At 72.6% G+C, this 16,434-nt stretch carries 16 protein-coding genes; 11 read left to right on the plus strand and 5 right to left on the minus strand.

Translation table 11 applies throughout. The features are described 5' to 3' along the window. Window positions 1–241 precede the first annotated feature (241 nt). The 4 genes from DVK44_RS07935 (at window position 242) to DVK44_RS07950 (ending at window position 5,293) form a co-directional block, all read left to right on the plus strand. Complete coding sequence (locus DVK44_RS07935) at window positions 242–1,438, plus strand: alpha/beta hydrolase (protein WP_114659008.1); 1,197 nt, start codon at window positions 242–244, stop codon at window positions 1,436–1,438. Window positions 1,439–2,099: 661 nt separating this feature from the next. Then, window positions 2,100–3,434, plus strand: a complete 1,335-nt coding sequence (locus DVK44_RS07940) for a sensor histidine kinase (RefSeq protein WP_114664983.1) — start codon at window positions 2,100–2,102, stop codon at window positions 3,432–3,434. Beyond that, window positions 3,431–4,114 carry a response regulator gene (locus DVK44_RS07945; protein WP_114659009.1) on the plus strand — a complete coding sequence of 228 codons (684 nt, stop codon included), beginning with the start codon at window positions 3,431–3,433 and terminating at the stop codon, window positions 4,112–4,114. The genes DVK44_RS07940 and DVK44_RS07945 overlap by 4 nt, the downstream gene beginning before the upstream one ends. A gap of 126 nt (window positions 4,115–4,240) precedes the next feature. Further along, complete coding sequence (locus DVK44_RS07950) at window positions 4,241–5,293, plus strand: alpha/beta hydrolase (protein ID WP_114659010.1); 1,053 nt, start codon at window positions 4,241–4,243, stop codon at window positions 5,291–5,293. 21 nt (window positions 5,294–5,314) lie between these two features. Here DVK44_RS07950 and DVK44_RS07955 read toward each other — a convergent pair whose 3' ends face one another. After that, window positions 5,315–6,355, minus strand: coding sequence for an aldo/keto reductase (locus DVK44_RS07955; RefSeq protein WP_228447036.1), 1,041 nt, complete (start codon window positions 6,353–6,355; stop codon window positions 5,315–5,317). A gap of 6 nt (window positions 6,356–6,361) precedes the next feature. Further along, complete coding sequence (locus DVK44_RS07960; RefSeq protein ID WP_114659011.1) at window positions 6,362–6,826, minus strand: MerR family transcriptional regulator; 465 nt, start codon at window positions 6,824–6,826, stop codon at window positions 6,362–6,364. A 101-nt stretch (window positions 6,827–6,927) separates the two neighbouring features. Here DVK44_RS07960 and DVK44_RS07965 point away from each other — a divergent pair, with 101 nt between their 5' ends. Continuing rightward, entirely contained in the window at window positions 6,928–7,758 is an 831-nt protein-coding gene (locus tag DVK44_RS07965) for a serine hydrolase domain-containing protein (RefSeq protein WP_114664985.1), read from the plus strand. A 6-nt stretch (window positions 7,759–7,764) separates the two neighbouring features. On the opposite strand, the gene DVK44_RS07970 is transcribed toward DVK44_RS07965, so the two are convergent. After that, window positions 7,765–8,439: a pirin family protein gene (locus DVK44_RS07970; protein WP_162793708.1), complete on the minus strand. Its 675-nt coding sequence runs from the start codon at window positions 8,437–8,439 to the stop codon at window positions 7,765–7,767. Between the two features lie 84 nt (window positions 8,440–8,523). On the opposite strand from DVK44_RS07970, the gene DVK44_RS07975 reads away from it, so the two are divergent. The 5 genes from DVK44_RS07975 (at window position 8,524) to fabF (ending at window position 13,487) form a co-directional block, all read left to right on the plus strand. Next, window positions 8,524–9,747 (plus strand): PucR family transcriptional regulator, encoded by a 1,224-nt coding sequence (locus tag DVK44_RS07975; RefSeq protein WP_181957425.1) that lies wholly within the window; start codon window positions 8,524–8,526, stop codon window positions 9,745–9,747. An 83-nt stretch (window positions 9,748–9,830) separates the two neighbouring features. Continuing rightward, complete coding sequence (locus DVK44_RS07980) at window positions 9,831–10,778, plus strand: ACP S-malonyltransferase (protein WP_114659013.1); 948 nt, start codon at window positions 9,831–9,833, stop codon at window positions 10,776–10,778. A gap of 12 nt (window positions 10,779–10,790) precedes the next feature. After that, complete coding sequence (locus tag DVK44_RS07985; protein ID WP_114659014.1) at window positions 10,791–11,792, plus strand: ketoacyl-ACP synthase III; 1,002 nt, start codon at window positions 10,791–10,793, stop codon at window positions 11,790–11,792. Between the two features lie 106 nt (window positions 11,793–11,898). After that, on the plus strand, window positions 11,899–12,147 hold the full coding sequence (locus tag DVK44_RS07990) for an acyl carrier protein (protein WP_114659015.1): 249 nt from the start codon (window positions 11,899–11,901) through the stop codon (window positions 12,145–12,147). A gap of 77 nt (window positions 12,148–12,224) precedes the next feature. Then, window positions 12,225–13,487: a beta-ketoacyl-ACP synthase II gene (fabF, locus tag DVK44_RS07995; protein WP_114659016.1), complete on the plus strand. Its 1,263-nt coding sequence runs from the start codon at window positions 12,225–12,227 to the stop codon at window positions 13,485–13,487. A 94-nt stretch (window positions 13,488–13,581) separates the two neighbouring features. On the opposite strand, the gene DVK44_RS08000 is transcribed toward fabF, so the two are convergent. Then, window positions 13,582–14,472 (minus strand): NAD(P)-dependent oxidoreductase, encoded by an 891-nt coding sequence (locus DVK44_RS08000; protein ID WP_114659017.1) that lies wholly within the window; start codon window positions 14,470–14,472, stop codon window positions 13,582–13,584. A 247-nt stretch (window positions 14,473–14,719) separates the two neighbouring features. Further along, a complete protein-coding gene (locus DVK44_RS08010) occupies window positions 14,720–15,214 on the minus strand; it encodes a DUF3145 domain-containing protein (RefSeq protein WP_114659018.1) in 495 nt (164 codons plus the stop codon). Window positions 15,215–15,503: 289 nt separating this feature from the next. Between DVK44_RS08010 and DVK44_RS08015 the strand changes: the two genes are divergently transcribed. Continuing rightward, a complete protein-coding gene (locus tag DVK44_RS08015) occupies window positions 15,504–16,415 on the plus strand; it encodes an SGNH/GDSL hydrolase family protein (protein ID WP_114659019.1) in 912 nt (303 codons plus the stop codon). Window positions 16,416–16,434: the final 19 nt, after the last annotated feature.

Here is a 16,434-nt window from a genome sequence, read left to right on the forward strand (position 1 = left end):
CTTCGTCAGCGACGCGACGACAGACCGCCGCGCGCGCAAGCACCTGTCCAGGGCCATTCGGGTGAGTTTTGAATACGTCGACCGCCGGCCGTAAACCCGCAGGCCAACGGGGTGCGGCACACAGCACCGTGCACCCGTCCGCCACGTTGGGTGAAGTTACCCACGGTTCAATCCTCCCCGGCGGGTGATCTCACTCACCCTCGTCGCGAAGGCCCTCGCGGTCGCCCTAGGCTGGTAAGCAGTGAATTCCTTCGACTCCTCCCCCACCCTCAGCGCATGGCGCGCCCTGCTGGCCCTCGCCGTGGTGTTCGTGATGCTGGCGACGACCGGCTGGACAGCAGTGGCCCGTCACCGCAACCCCGGCGAACCGCTGAAGGTCGCCATCAGCGCGTGGGAACGGGGCCGCACCGGCGCACGGCACCTGCCCTCCCCCACCGCGCCGCCCAAGATCCTCGCCGCGTTCTTCGCCTCGCTCACCGCCGCCGAACAGACACGGCTCGCCGCGAAGTACCCGCTCGTCGTCGGCAATCTCAACGGCGCGCCGACCACCCTGCGCTACCGCGCCAACCGGCTCGCCCTCATGCAGGCGCGCCACGTCGAAGAGCGGCGGGCCCGCGACAGCCGTCTGTCCAGCGACGGGCGCGCGCTCGCCGACCGCCGGATGCGCCGCTTCGACTCCCTGCTGGGCGGCGACCGCCAGATCCTCTCCTTCGACCCGTCCGGCACCGGCCGCGTCGCCGAGGTGCTCGGCGACCTCGACCGCGCGCAGCGCGTGTCGATCGTCGTCCCCGGCGTGGACACGAACCTCCTCACCTTCGAGAAGTCCAGCAACTGGTACACCGCACCGGCCGGCATGGCCGAGTCGCTGTACGCCGCCGAGCGCTCCGCCGCGCCCACCGTCCGTACGGCCGTCATCGCCTGGGCCGACTACACCTCGCCCGCCGGGCTCGGCATGGACGCGGCCATCGGCAAACTCGCCGAGAACGGCGCGGTCCGGCTCACCGCGCTCACCGCCGCCCTCCCCGGCACCTCCCGCGTCTCCCTCTTCTGCCACAGCTACGGCTCCGTCGTCTGCGGCGTCGCCGCCCACGCGCTGCCCGCCCGGGTCACCGACGTGGCCGTCGCCGGCAGCCCCGGCATGCGCGTCGGCAACGCCGCCCAGCTCCACACCCGGGCGCACATCTGGGCGATGCGCGACGGGGACGACTGGATCCAGGACGTGCCGTACCTCGCGGTCGGCGGCCTCGGCCATGGCGCGGACCCGGTGACGAAGGACTTCGGCGCCCGTGTCGTCGCGGCGCACGACGCGGTCGGCCACACCGGCTACTTCAAACCCGGCACGGAGAGCCTCGACAACTTCGCGGACATCGGCGTGGCGGCGTATGCGGCGGTGAGCTGCGCGGATGGCGGCACGGAGTGCCGTCCGCCTCCCGGCTAGGGGGCCGTAGTGCGGGCCGGTTCGGGGTGCGGGCCGGTTGTCCTGGTGCCGGGGGCCGGGGCACTCCGGAGGCGCATCCCCGGATGCATGATTTACGCCGCCGCGCGGGCCGGTTCTTTGACTGCGGACCGTTCAGCGGCACAAATCACGCTCTACATCCGGGGACGTCACCTCCTGCGACCCCGGCCCCCTCCGGTAGGTGGTCGGCCGGGCCACGAACTCCCCGGGCCGGGCCCGGTGGGTCCGTGACGGGCGGGGAAGGGGGCACCGCAGGGGGTGCGTGTCCGGACGTAAAGCGCGATTTGTGCCGCTGAGCGAAACCCGCGGTTCTCCACCGGGCCGCACGCGGCGTAAATCGTGCAGTCCGGGCGCGTGCCACCGGAGGGGACCCCGGCGACAACCCGCAGATTCCCCGCCGAGCCCCGCCCAAGACGTCCGGACCACGGCCCCTCGCCGGGAGGCGGCCCCGTGCAGTCCGGGCATGTGCCACCGGAGGGGACCCCGGCGACAACCCGCACGTGTCCACCGGGCTCAGCCCAAGACGGACCACGGCCCCTCGCCGGGAGGCGCACCGCCGGGAGGCTCATACCTGGGTATGACCGCCCGTGCCGGTCCCCGGTATGACGCGTTCGCCGGGGCCGCTGCTTACGCTGGCCTGGCCATGGATCCTTCCCCCGCCACCCCCCGGCCCCTCCCCAAGGCCCTCGCCGTGTTGCGGCTTCTCGGTGATGCGCTGCGGACGCCGTCCGCGTCCGTCGAGCCGCTGTTCGCGCGTGCGGGCAAGCGGTGGCAGCGGCGTGCGCCGTATGCCGTGACGTTGGTGTTCGTCGTGGTGCTGCTGCCTGTCACCGTGACGACGCTCACCGAGGAGTACCGGCTCGGTGGCGGGTGGGCGGGGGTGCTGGCGATCGCGCAGACCGCGCCGCTGGTGCTCGCCGTGACGCGGCCGCTCCAGGCGTGGTGGATCGTCTTCGCCGCCGATGTCGGCGGCGGCCTTCTGCTGCGGAGCGCGGAGGGGGTCGCGGAGCGGCCCTGGCCGTGGACGCCGACGGTCATCGTCGGCTACCTGGTGCTGATGATCTGCCTGGGGCTGCGCGAACCGCGCCGTACGCTGCTCGCCGTGTGGCTCGTCACCGGCTCGGCCGGGGCGTTCTTCGAGGTCGTCTCGGAGCCCGGCAGGGGGCTGGGTGGCAGCAGCAGCGGTACGCAGGTGCTGATGACCGTGCTCAGCGCGGCGTTCCTCGTCGTCGCCGCGGCCCTACGCGAACGCGGTGAGGCGCAGCGCGCGCTGGCCGAGCAGGAGACCATCAGCGAGGGCGAGCGGGCGCGGCGGACGCTGCTGGAGGAGCGCACCCGGATCGCGCGGGAGCTGCACGATGTCGTGGCGCACCATATGTCGGTGATCACCGTGCAGGCGGACTCGGCGCCGTACCGGATCGAGGGGCTGCCGCCCGGGGCCCGGGAGGAGTTCGCCACGATCGCGGCGAGCGCGCGGGAGTCGCTGACGGAGATGCGGCGGCTGCTCGCCGTACTCCGCAGCGACGGCGCCGACGGGGAGCGGGCTCCGCAGCCGGGGCTCGACCGGGTGCAGCAGCTGGTGGAGGCGACGGTACGGGCCGGGGTGCCGGCCGAGCTGTCGATGCAGGCCGGGCTGGGTCCCGTACCGCCGGCCGTGGATCTGTCGGCGTACCGCATCGTGCAGGAGGCGCTGGCCAATGTGGTGCGGCACGCGGCGGGCGCGCGGACCACGGTGTCGGTGTTCGCGCGGGACGGCCTGCTGACCGTGCTGATCGTGAACGGGCCCGCCGCCGGGCGCAGTTCGCTGGTGGAGACCGCGGGGACCGGGCACGGGCTGGTGGGAATGCGGGAGCGCGTACGGTTGACGGGCGGCACGCTGGACACCGGGCCGCTGCCCGACGGCGGCTTCCGGGTCGCCGCGCGGCTCCCCCTGACCGAGCCGCTGGCCGAGTCCGCCACCACGAAGGACGCTCCTTGACCATCCGCGTGATCATCGTCGACGACCAGGCCATGGTGCGCGCGGGGTTCGCCGCGCTGCTGTCGGCGCAGGCCGATATCGATGTGGTCGGTGAGGCCCCGGACGGGCGGCGGGGGGTGGAGGTCAGCCGCTCCGTCCATCCGGACGTGGTGCTGATGGATGTACGGATGCCGGAGATGGACGGGCTGGCCGCGGCCCGTGAGCTGCTGAGTCCGCCGCCGGGGGTGACGCACCTCCCGAAGGTGCTGATGCTGACGACGTTCGACGTCGACGACTATGTGTACGAGGCGCTGCGCGCCGGTGCCTCCGGGTTTCTGCTCAAGGACGCGCCCCCGGCGGATCTGATCGCGGCGGTACGGATCGTGGCGGGCGGTGAGGCGCTGCTCGCGCCGTCCGTGACGCGGCGGCTGATCGCGGACTTCGCCCAGCAGCGGCCCGCCCCGCGCCGGGAGCGCTCGCAGCGGCTGCGCGGGCTGACGCCCCGGGAGACCGAGGTGCTCGAACTGATCGCGCGGGGCCTGTCCAACCAGGAGATCGCCGACCGGCTCGTGGTCGCGGAGCAGACCGTGAAGACCCATATCGGCCGTGTCCTGGCCAAGCTCGGGCTGCGCGACCGCGCGCAAGTGGTGATCTTCGCGTACGAGTCCGGGCTGGTCACCCCCGGGGACGCACCCGTGTAACCCCCGCACGTCACCCCTCTGGCTCTCCGGTATGACGTCGCGGTTGGCTCCGCGGGGTGACGACCCGCCGTATGCCGTCTTCCTAGGTTTCTCGCCGTCGGACAGGGCGAGACGAGGGAGACGGAAATGCGCCGCTACGGAAGGACTCTGGTCGCCGCCGCGCTGGCGACGGTCGTGGTCGGCGGGACCGCGGGCTGGGCGTCGGGCACTTCGCAGGAGGCGGTGACCGGGCCGCCGCCCGGGACGGCCGCCTGGCGCGCCGATACCTCGCTGGGCCGGGCCCTGCCCGACCCCGCCACCGCCTCGCCGGACGCCGTGGCCGCCTTCTTCGCCGGGCTGACGGAGCGTCAGACGGATTCCCTGGTACGGCGGCACCCGCTCGTCGTCGGCAATCTCGACGGCGTGCCCGTCACCGTCCGGTACGCCGCCAACGCCCGTGCCGTACGCGCCGAGCACAACCCCCGCTACGACCGGCTCGCGGAGCCCGGCCGCCGGATCCTCGCCTTCGATCCCCGGGGGCGCGGGCAGGTCGCCGAGGTGTACGGGGAGCTGCCCGGCGCCCGCGCGGTGTCGGTGATCGTGCCCGGCTCCGACACCGACGCGGCCTCCTTCGACCGTACGGAGAATCCTTACGGCACCCCCGCCGGGATGGCCGGCGCGCTGCGGGCCGCGACCGGGGACCGTACCGCCGTGATCGCCTGGACCGGCTACACGACGCCGGTCGGGGTGGGGATCGACGCGGCCGGCGGCGATCTCGCCTCGGCGGGGGCCGCGCGGCTGGTCCGCTTCACGCGCGGGCTCGCGGCGGTGGGGGCGCCGAAGCCCGCGCTGTTCTGCCACAGCTACGGCTCGGTGGTGTGCGGGCTGGCCGCCCACGAGGTGAACGCCTCGGACATCGTGGTGTTCGGGTCCCCCGGGATGCGCGCGGGCAGTGTGCGCGCGCTGCGGACGAGCGCGCGGGTCTGGGCCGCCAAGGACTCCTCCGACTGGATCTCCAAGGTCCCGAACGTGGAGTTCGCCGGGCTGGGCCACGGCCCTGACCCGACCGGCGCGGACTTCGGCGCGCGCCGGGTGCCCGCCGACCACGCGGAGGGCCACACCGGCTACTTCGTCCCCGGTACCGACTCGCTGCGCGCGTTCGCCGCGATCGCGGAGGGGGATGTGCGGGACGTGCGATGACCGCCGAGCGCCCCCGGCCCGCTACTCACGGCCCGCCGAGGTGAACGTCATATCGGCGTACCGGCCACCGGCCACCTGTCCCGCGATCGGCTCCAGCAGCTCCAGCTCGCTCTCGGTGAGGATGAGCCGTGTCGCCGCCGCGTTCTCCTCGACGCGGGAGCGCCTGCGCGTCCCCGGGATCGGTACGACGGTCAGCCCGTGCACCCCCGCCCGCTGCTGCACCCACGCCAGCGCGACCTGGCCGAGCGTGGCGTTCCGGCCCTCCGCGATCTTCCGTACGGGATCGAGCAGCGCGGCGTTCGCGGCGGCGTTGCCGCCGGTGAAGCGGGGCTGCTGACGGCGGAAGTCGTCCGCGCTCAGCTCCTGGTCGGCGTGGACGAACGCGCCGGTCAGAAAGCCGCGGCCGAGCGGGGAGTACGGCACGAGCGCGACGCCGAGCGCGGCGGCGGCCGGCACGACACCGGCCTCGATGTCGCGGCTGAAAAGCGACCACTCGGACTGCACGGCCGCGATCGGGTGTACGCCCTGTGCGGCGCGCAGTTCACCGCCGGTGACCTCGCTGAGGCCCAGGTGCTTGACCTTGCCCTCGGCCACCAGCTCGGCCATCGCGCCGACGGTGTCCTCGATGGGGACGCGGACATCGCGCCGGTGCATGTAGTAGAGGTCGATCTCGTTCACGCCGAGGCGGGCGAGGCTGGCCTCGACGCACTGGCGGATGTACGGGCGGTCGTTGCGGATGACGCGCTTGGCGGGGTCGGCCGCGTCGACGCCCAGCGAGAACTTGGTCGCGACGACGACCTCGTCGCGGTGTGCCCGGACGAACGGCGCGATGAACTTCTCGTTCTCCCCGTCGCCGTACACGTCCGCCGTGTCGTACAGCGTGACGCCCAGCTCCAGCGCGCGCTCCAGGGTGGCGCGCGCCTCGTCGGCGTCGGTGGGGCCGTACCAGGCGCTCATGCCCATGCAGCCGATGCCCTGGGCACCGACCTCGGGGCCGCCGGTGCCGAGGCGGACGGCCGGGATCCGGTCGCTCGTACCGCTCATGTCGCTCGTGAGGTTCATGGTCGTTCAGGCCCTCTCCGCCGGGTGGCCGGCGTCCGCGTAGAAACTGATCTTGTGGTCGAGCACGGCGACGGTCTCGCGCAGCTCGGCCATCCGGTGCAGTACGTCGCGCCGGGTCCGCGCCAGCAGCTCCCGCCGCTCCTCGAACGTCTGCTGGCCCTCCCGGACCAGCTCCGCGTAACGGACCATGTCCGCGACCGGCATCCCCGTCAGTCTCAGCTTGGTGACGAAATCGAGCCAGTCGAGATCCGCGTTGCGGAAGCGGCGCTGGCCGGTGTGCGAGCGGTCGACGTGCGGCATCAGCCCGATGCGCTCGTACCAGCGCAGGGTGTGCGCGGTGAGGCCGGTGAGGGCGGCGACCTCGCTGATCGAGTAACGGTCGGCGCCGTCGGGGCGGGGGTGCCGGGTCGGCGCGAGGGAGCAGGACTGAACGCGGTCCGCGGGGGCGGGACTGATCTCGGTCAGCGTCATGGGGTCCACGCTAGATGCTTCGAGTGCACTCCAAGCAAGCGGAAAGGGCGCCCGCGGAGGGCCGGGCGTACCGGCCGGTGGCGGCCAGTAGGCTCATCCTCATGCAGAGCCTGGCGATGATCGAGAACTGGCCCGTGCCGGCCGCCGCTGCCGCTGTCGTCCGCGCGGACGGCAAGGTGGCCGGGGCGTACGGCCCCACCTCGCGGCGGTTTCCGCTGGCCTCGGTGACCAAGCCGCTCACCGCGTACGCCGTGCTCGTCGCGTACGAGGAGGGGGCCGTCGAGCTGGACGAGCCGGCCGGTCCCGAGGGCGCGACCGTACGGCATCTGCTCGCGCACACCAGCGGGCTGGCCTTCGACGAGCACCGGACGGCGGGCGCGCCCGGGACCCGGCGGCTCTACTCGAACGCCGGGTTCGAGGTGCTCGGCGAGCATGTCGCCAAGGCCACCGGGATCCCGTTCGCCGACTATCTGCGCGAGGCGGTGTTCGAGCCGCTGGGGATGGGCTCGACCACGCTGGCCGAGGGCGGTTCGCCCGCGAAGGACGGGGTGTCGACGGTCGACGACCTGGTCCGGTTCGCCGCCGAACTCCAGACGCCCCGGCTGCTCGATCCCCGTACGGTGCTGGCGGCGATGACGGTCGTGCACCCGGGGCTCTCCGGGGTGCTGCCGGGCTACGGGTTCCAGAAGAACAACGACTGGGGCCTCGGCTTCGAGATCCGCGACGCCAAGTCCCCGCACTGGACGGGCGCCGCCTCCTCGCCGCACACCTTCGGGCACTTCGGCCAGTCCGGTACGTTCCTGTGGGTCGACCCGGCGGCGGGCGCGGCGTGTGTGGCGCTGGCGGACCGACCGTTCGGGCCGTGGGCCGTCGAGGCGTGGCCGCCGTTCACGGACGCGGTGCTGGCGGAGCTGGCGGGCGCTCAGGAGTAGCGGCGGTCAGCCCTCCATCGCCCAGAGCAGCACCTCGGACGCCGCCTCGGCGACGAATTCCGGCCGTTCCCCGCCGGTGACGCGCGCCGAGTCGCCGGGCCCGAGCGGGCCGCCGGTGGACCCGGCGCCCCCTTCGATACGTACCGCGCCGCGCACCACATGCGCGTACACGAACGGCGCGGCCGGCGCCGCCACGCGCTCGCCCGCCGCCGGCCGCCGTACGTGGAGCAGCGCGCCCGCCGCCGGGAGGGCGTACGGCGTGGTGTCGGGGAGGGCGCGGACGATCTCGTACGCGGGCTCGCCGCCCGGCTCCCGGGGGGCGAGCCACATCTGTACGAAGACCAGCGGGTGCGGGCCGTCGTTGCGCTCCACATGCCGTACGCCGCTCGCCGAGCCGAGCCGCTGGACGTCGCCCGCGCGGACGACCGTGGCGTGCCCGGCCGAGTCGCGGTGGGTCAGCTCGCCCTCGACGACCCAGGTGACGATCTCGGTGTTGCTGTGCGGGTGTTCGGCGAAGCCCGCGCCCGCCGCGAGCCGCTCCTCGTTGCAGGCCAGGAGCGCGCCGAAGCGCAGGTTGTCCGGGTCGTAGAACCGCCCGAAGGAGAAGGCGTGCCGGGACTCGATGCCCTCGGCAGGGTTGCCTCCGGGGTAGCGGTCGGCCGCGCGCGTCACGAGAATCACCCGCGTACCGTACGAGACCCGCCCGCGTACCGTACGGGAAGCACCGCCGCACCAGCGCCCCCGGGCCTCCGCCCGCCCGTCGGGATGAGGCAGTCTTGTCCCGTGCCAGAACCCTCGAACGAACCGCCTCAGCCACCCGCCCCTCCGGTCCATCCGCACCCCGCGACACTGCGGCGGCTGGAACGGTCCTCGGGACGGCTCGCCGCGGACGCCATCGCGCGCATGGACGCGACGCTGCCCTGGTACCGGGCGATGCCGCCGGAGAACCGTTCGTGGATCGGGCTGGTCGCCCAGGCGGGGATCGCCGCGTTCACCGAGTGGTTCCGGCATCCGGAAACCCCGCAGGCCATCTCGACCGATGTGTTCGGCACGGCGCCGCGCGAGCTGACGCGGGCGATCACGCTGCGCCAGACCGTGGAGATGGTACGGACCTCGATCGAGGTCATGGAGGCGGCGGTCCACGAGATCGCCGCGCCGGGCGACGAGTCGGTGCTGCGCGAGGCGCTGCTCGTCTACGCGCGGGAGATCGCCTTCGCGACGGCCCAGGTGTACGCGCAGGCCGCCGAGGCGCGCGGGGCGTGGGACGCCCGGCTGGAGTCGCTCGTGGTGAACGCCGTGCTGTCGGGGGAGGCCGACGAGGGCACGATCTCGCGGGCGGCGGCGCTCGGCTGGAACTCGCCCGACCATGTCTGTGTGGTGCTCGGGACCGCGCCGGACGGTGACAGCGAGCTGACGGTGGAGGCGATCCGCCGGGCCTCCCGGCATGCGAAGGTGCAGGTCCTGACCGGGGTGCTGGGCAACCGGCTGGTCGTGATCGCCGGGGGCAGCGACAATCCGCTCCAGGTCGCCAAGGCGCTGATCGGCCCGTACGCGGCGGGCGCCGTGGTGGCGGGTCCGGTGGTGCCGGACCTGCTGGCGGCGACGAAGTCGGCGCAGGCGGCGGCGGCCGGGCTGAAGGCGTGTTTCGCCTGGCAGGACGCGCCCCGGCCGGTGCTGGCGGACGATCTGCTGCCGGAGCGCGCGATCGCCTCCGATCCGGCGGCGCGCGAGCAGTTGGTGGAGGAGATCTACAGACCGCTGGAGGAGGCGGGGTCGGCGCTGCTGGAGACGCTGAGCGTGTATCTGGAGCAGGCCAGCAGTCTGGAGGGCGCGGCGCGAATGCTCTTCGTCCATCCCAATACCGTCCGCTACCGGCTACGACGTGTGACTGACGTCACCGGATGGTCACCGTCCGACGTCAGGTCGGCGTTCACGCTGCGGATCGCGCTGATCCTGGGGCGCTTGGCCGACGGGGATCCCCGGTCCTAGACTTTTGTCGTACTCCAACAATTACCCTCACGGTTCTTCGTTCCTGTCCCCACGGGCGGTGAGGACCGTCCGCAAGAGAGAGTGTGAGAGTGCTCGTACTCGTCGCTCCCGGCCAAGGCGCTCAGACGCCCGGCTTCCTGACTCCCTGGCTCGATCTGCCCGGCGCCGAAGACCGGCTGCGCGCGTGGTCGGCCGTCATCGATCTGGATCTGGTCCACTACGGCACGAAGGCCGACGCGGACGAGATCCGGGACACCGCGGTCGCCCAGCCGCTGCTGGTGGCCGCCGCGCTGCTGTCGGCGCGTCAGCTCTTCCCGGCGACCGACGATGTCGTACGGAACGTGGGCGCGGCGGCGGGCCACAGCGTCGGCGAGCTGGCCGCGGCGGCGCTCGCCGGGGTGCTGGACGACGACGCGGCCCTGCGGCTCGTGCGGGCGCGCGGGCTGGCGATGGCCGAGGCCGCCGCCGTCACGGAGACCGGGATGTCGGCGCTGCTCGGCGGCGACCCGGAGACCACGCTCGCGCATCTGGAGAAGCTCGGTCTGACCCCGGCCAATGTGAACGGCGCCGGGCAGATCGTGGCCGCGGGCACCCTGGAGCAGCTGGCGGCGCTGGCGGAGGACAAGCCGGAGGGCGTACGGCGCGTGGTCGCGCTGAAGGTCGCCGGGGCGTTCCACACGAGCCATATGGCGCCCGCGGTCGCCGCCCTGGAAGCCGCCGCCGGGTCGCTGACGCCGGCGGATCCGCTCGTACCGTATGTGTCGAACCGTGACGGCGAGGCCGTCGCCACCGGCGCCGGTGTGGTGGAGCGGCTGGTCGGGCAGGTCGCGAACCCGGTGCGCTGGGACCTGTGCATGGAGACGTTCCAGGCACGGGGCGTGACGGCGCTGCTGGAGCTGTGCCCCGGTGGCACCCTGACCGGTATCGCCAAGCGCGCCCTGCCCGGGGTGCGGACGCTGGCACTGAAGACCCCCGACGACCTCGACGCCGCTCGTGCGCTGATCGCCGAACACTCCTCCACGGCTGAATAGGAGCCCGAGAGCATGTCGAAGATCAAGCCCAGCCAGGGCGCCCCGTACGCGCGGATCATGGGGGTGGGCGGCTACCGCCCGACCCGGGTCGTGCCGAACGAAGTGATCCTCGAAACGATCGATTCGTCCGACGAGTGGATCCGCTCACGCTCCGGTATCGCCAGCCGCCACTGGGCCTCCCCGGAGGAGACGGTCGCGGCGATGTCCATCGAGGCGGCCGGCAAGGCGATCGCCGACGCGGGGATCACCCCCGGGCAGATCGGTGGCGTGATCGTCTGCACCGTCTCGCACTTCAAGCAGACCCCGGCCGTCGCCACGGAGATCGCGGACCGGATCGGGGCGGGGAAGCCCGCCGCGTTCGACATCTCCGCGGGCTGCGCCGGATTCGGTTACGGTCTGACCCTGGCCAAGGGCATGATCGTGGATGGCTCGGCGGAGTATGTGCTGGTCATCGGCGTGGAGCGGCTCTCCGACCTGACCGATCTGGAGGACCGCGCGACGGCCTTCCTGTTCGGTGACGGTGCGGGCGCCGTGATCGTCGGACCGGCGAAGGAGCCGATGATCGGTCCCGCGATCTGGGGCTCCGAGGGCGACAAGTCGGACACGATCAAGCAGACCGTTCCCTGGGACGACTACCGTGAGGGCAGGCCGGAGAAGTTTCCGGCCATCACCCAGGAGGGCCAGGCGGTCTTCCGCTGGGCCGTCTTCGAGATGGCGAAGGTCGCCCAGCAGGCGCTGGACGCGGCCGGAATCACCCCGGAGGAACTGGACGTCTTCATTCCGCACCAGGCCAATATGCGGATCATCGACTCGATGGTGAAGACTCTGAAGCTGCCGGAGAGCGTCACGGTCGCGCGTGACATCGAGACCACCGGCAACACCTCGGCAGCCTCGATCCCGCTCGCGATGGAGCGGCTCCTGGCGACCGGCCAGGCGAAGAGCGGTGACACCGCGCTCGTCATCGGCTTCGGGGCGGGTCTCGTCTACGCCGCGATGGTCGTTACCCTCCCCTAGGCACACCACACCGGATCCCTCGCCGGATCCGGGGCGTTACCGCCGCTGTTCCCGTTTCACCCGCTGTTCCCGTTTCATCCTCTGCGATTAACAAAGGAGCGCCATCATGGCCTTCACCCAGGAAGAGATCGTCGCCGGTCTCGGCGAGATCGTGAACGAGATCGCCGGCATCCCGGCGGAGGACGTCCAGCTGGACAAGTCCTTCACCGACGACCTGGACGTCGACTCGCTGTCCATGGTCGAGGTCGTCGTCGCCGCCGAAGAGCGCTTCGACGTCAAGATCCCGGACGACGACGTCAAGAACCTGAAGACGGTCGGCGACGCCGCCGACTACATCGCGAAGCACCAGTCCTGACCCGACACCGCGGCTGACGCCACCCGGTGGTGGCGCCGTAAAATTCAGCACCCTCTACACGTGGAGAAAGAATTCCAGTGAGCCCGACCAATCGCACCGTGGTCGTCACCGGTATCGGCGCAACCACACCGCTGGGTGGCGACAGCGCCTCGACCTGGGAAGGTCTGCTCGCGGGCCGCTCCGGGGTACGCCCCCTGGAGGGCGAGCGTTTCGCGAACCTGCCGGTCCGTATCGCCGCCACCGCCGCCGTCGACCCGGGCGATGTCCTGCCCCGTCCGCTCGCGCGCAAGCTGGACCGCTCGGCGCAGTTCGCGCTGATCGCGGCCCGTGAGGCATGGGCCGACGCGGGCTTCACCGCGCGCGCCGGCGAGGACGCCTCGGTCGATCCCGACCGGCTCGGGACGGTGATCGCCTCCGGTATCGGCGGTGTCACCACCCTGCTCGACCAGTACGACGTGCTCAAGGAGCGCGGCGAGCGCCGGGTCTCCCCGCACACCGTGCCGATGCTGATGCCGAACAGTCCCTCGGCCAACGTGAGCCTGGAGGTGGGCGCCCGGGCGGGCGTGCACACCCCGGTCTCCGCCTGCGCGTCGGGCGCCGAGGCCGTCGGCTACGCCGTGGAGATGATCCGTACCGGCCGCGCCGATGTCGTCGTCGCCGGGGGTACGGAAGCGGCCATCCACCCGCTGCCCATGGCGGCGTTCGCCAACATGATGGCGATGTCCAAGAACAACGAGCACCCCACCGAGGCGTCCCGCCCGTACGACACGGGCCGTGACGGCTTTGTCATGGGTGAGGGCTCGGGCGTGGTCGTCCTGGAGTCCGCCGAGCACGCGGCGAAGCGCGGCGCGCGCGTCTACTGCGAGGTCCTGGGCCAGGGCCTGTCGTCCGACGCGCACCACATCGCGCAGCCCGAGCCGACGGGCCGGGGTATCGCGAAGGCCATGCAGAACCTGCTGGACTCGTCGGACCTCAAGCCCTCCGAGGTCATGCACCTCAACGCGCACGCGACGTCCACCCCGCAGGGCGATGTCGCCGAGATCAAGGCGCTGCGCCGGGTCCTGGGCGACGAGCTGGACCATGTCGCGATCTCCGCGACGAAGTCGATGACCGGTCATCTGCTGGGCGGCGCGGGCGGTATCGAGACCGTCGCGACGGCTCTCGCGCTGTACCACCGGGTGGCGCCCCCGACGATCAACATCGACCAGCTCGACGCCGAGGTCGACGCGGACGTCGTGCGCGGCGAGCCCCGGCCGCTGCCCAGCGGCACGATCGCGGCGATCAACAACTCGTTCGGCTTCGGCGGCCACAACGTGGTGCTGGCGCTGCGTACGGTCTGACGGACAGTCCGACGATCCGCTCGAACTGAAGTGCCCGGCCGGGGAATTCCCCAGCCGGGCACTTTCCGTGCGGGTGCTTTTCGGTATGAGGGCGTCAGGCGCCGGTCCGGTCCTCGTCGAAGCTCGCGAAGTACGTCGCCACCATGTCCTGTTCGCCGTGGCCCTGCGCAGCCGCCCGCCGGAAGCGCTCCGCGCCCGCGGCGGCGAGATCGAGGCGGACACCGGCCGCCGCGCCCGCCGAGGCGATCAGGTGGGCGTCCTTCGCGGCGGTGGTGACGGTGAAGCTCGGGGTGTAGTCGCCGTCCAGGATCGCCGTGGACTTGGCCTGGAGATAGCCGCAGTCGAGCGGGCCGCCCGCGACCGCCGCCAGGAAGTGACGGGGGTCCACATCCAGGCCCTTGGCCAGCGCGAGGGCCTCGGCGGCGCCGTTGGTGAGGGCCAGCACCCAGCTGTTGCAGACGAGCTTCAGCCGGCTCGCCGCGCCCGTCGTGCCGTCGTCGGACAGCCAGACCGTACGGGAGCCGACCGCGTCGAGTACGGAGGCGAGCGGCGCGCGGACCTCCGCCGGGCCCGCGGCGAGGATCAGGAGCTGTCCGCTCTCGGCCGGGGCCCGGGTGCCGAGGACGGGCGCGTCGACGAAGGCCAGGCCCTCCCGGTGCGCCAGTTCGGCCAGCGGGGCGATCGCCTCGGCGCCCGTGGTCGTCGACTGGAGCCAGACCGCCCCGCGGCGCAGCCCCGGCGCGGCGGCCGTCATGGCCTCCAGCGCGGCCGGGCCGTCGTACAGCATCGTGAGGATCACCTCGGCGCCGCGCACCGCCTCCGCGGGCGTCGCGGCGACCGTGGCGCCCTCGGCGGCCAGCGGCTCGGCCTTGGCCGGGCTGCGGTTCCAGACGCGGACGCGGTGTCCGGCGCGGCAGAGGTTACGGGCCATCGCCGCGCCCATGATGCCGGTGCCGAGGACCGCCACGACCGGGCGGTCCGTCATCGCTGCTAGGGCGTGTTGCGAAAGTCCCGCCTGGCCCACGGCGCCTGGCACGCACGCTCGCGGCGTTGTCGGGCTCACCCCAGTACGTCCAGTACTGGGGCGACCCTCCGCCTTGCGATCGCACGCACCAGACGCCGTGGGCCCCGCCCTTCGGGCGGACGGCGCTACTTTCGCAACACGCCCTAGATCAGTCATGATCACCAGCGTAGGACGTGGCACCGGCGCGGGCACCGTAAGCCGCCCGCCGCTACACCACCTGGTGCAGCCACCGCACCGGCGCGCCCTCGCCCGCGTACCGGAACGGCTCCAGTTCGTCGTCCCACGGCTTGCCGAGCAGCTTGGCGACCTCCGCCTCCAGCTGGGTCTCGCCCCGCTGGGAGCGGGCGAGGGCGGCGCGCAGCCGGTCCTCCGGGATCAGGATGTCGCCGTGCATACCGGTGACGGCATGGAAGATGCCCAGGTCGGGGGTGGCGCTGTAGCGCTCGCCCTCGGCGGTCGCGCACGGTTCGGCGGTCACCTCGAAGCGCAGCATCTGCCAGCCGCGCAGGGCGGAGGCCAGCTGGGAGGCGGTGCCGGCCCGGCCCTTCCAGGAGACCTCGGCTCTCAAGGTGCCGGGCGAGGCCGGCTGCCGGATCCAGTCGAGCTGGACCCGCAGGCCCAGCACGCCCGCCACCGCCCATTCGACGTGCGGGCACATCGCGCGCGGTGCGGAGTGCACGTACAGAACTCCACGTGTCGTCACCGGGACCTCCAGTGTGGGACGAGGTTCGCCTTTCCCAGCGCCTCAGTAAACAGCATCGGGAGTGAAACTCCGCAAAAGGGACAGTAAGTGACGTGAGGTAATTTACCGGAGCCGAAGATCGGGTGTCTCTGGTGCGGACGTGGGAAAAGCTATCGTGCGGTGGGGGGCCTACGGTGACGTACGGTCGGTCCGGGGGCGGATATCCGCGAAGCTTTCACTCGGCAGGGCGCCGCCGGATGCCCGAGAGGACCGGACGGGCCGTCCGTGCGGCCCGGAGGAGGGAGTCAGGATGCCGACACCACGACCACCCGGGACGCCTCCGCGCGGGGCCGCTCTGCGTGCCGGCGCCGCCGCGCTCACCCTCGCGCTCACCGGAGTGCTGGCCGGCTGCGGCTCCGGCGGCTCGGCGCCGCCCGGTCCTGAGGTGAAGCGGGTTCCGGCCGCGCCCGTCTGGAACCGGAGTCCCGCCTCGGTGGCCGCCGTCGGCGACTCCATCACCCGCGGCTTCGACGCCTGCGCGGTGCTCGCGGACTGCCCGGAGGTCTCCTGGGCGACCGGTACGGACGACGGGGTGCGCAGCCTCGCGTACCGGCTCCTCGGCGCGCCCGCGGCGGCGGAGAAGAGCTGGAACCACGCGGTGACCGGCTCCCGGATGGCCGATCTCCCCGAGCAGATGGAGCGGGCGGCCCAGGAGAAGCCCGAGCTGGTCACGGTCATGGCGGGCGCGAACGACGCCTGCCGCGACACCCCCGAGCAGATGACGTCGGTCGCCTCCTTCCGTACGTCCTTCGAGTCCGCCGTGCGGACGTTGCGCGCGGCGGCGCCCAAGGCGCAGGTGTACGTGGCGAGCGTGCCGGACCTCAAGCGGCTCTGGTCGACCGGGCGCGGCAATCCGCTGGGCCGGCAGATCTGGAAGCTGGGGCTGTGCGCCTCGATGCTCGGGGACGCGCAGGACATGAGCGCGGAGGCGCGGCAGCGGCGCGCGACGGTGTACGACCGGGTCGTGGCGTACAACGGGGTGCTGGCGGAGGTGTGCGCGAAGGACGCGCGCTGCCGGTACGACGGCGGAGCGGTCTTCGACTACCGGTTCACCGGCAAGCAGCTGAGCCACTGGGACTGGTTCCACCCCAGCAAGGACGGGCAGGGCGAGCTGGCGGACATCGCCTACCGCAATGTCACGGCGGCCCGGCCTCCGGCGTAAGGTTCTTGATCGTGACTGT

The organism is Streptomyces paludis (assembly GCF_003344965.1).
Lineage (GTDB): Bacteria > Actinomycetota > Actinomycetes > Streptomycetales > Streptomycetaceae > Streptomyces > Streptomyces paludis.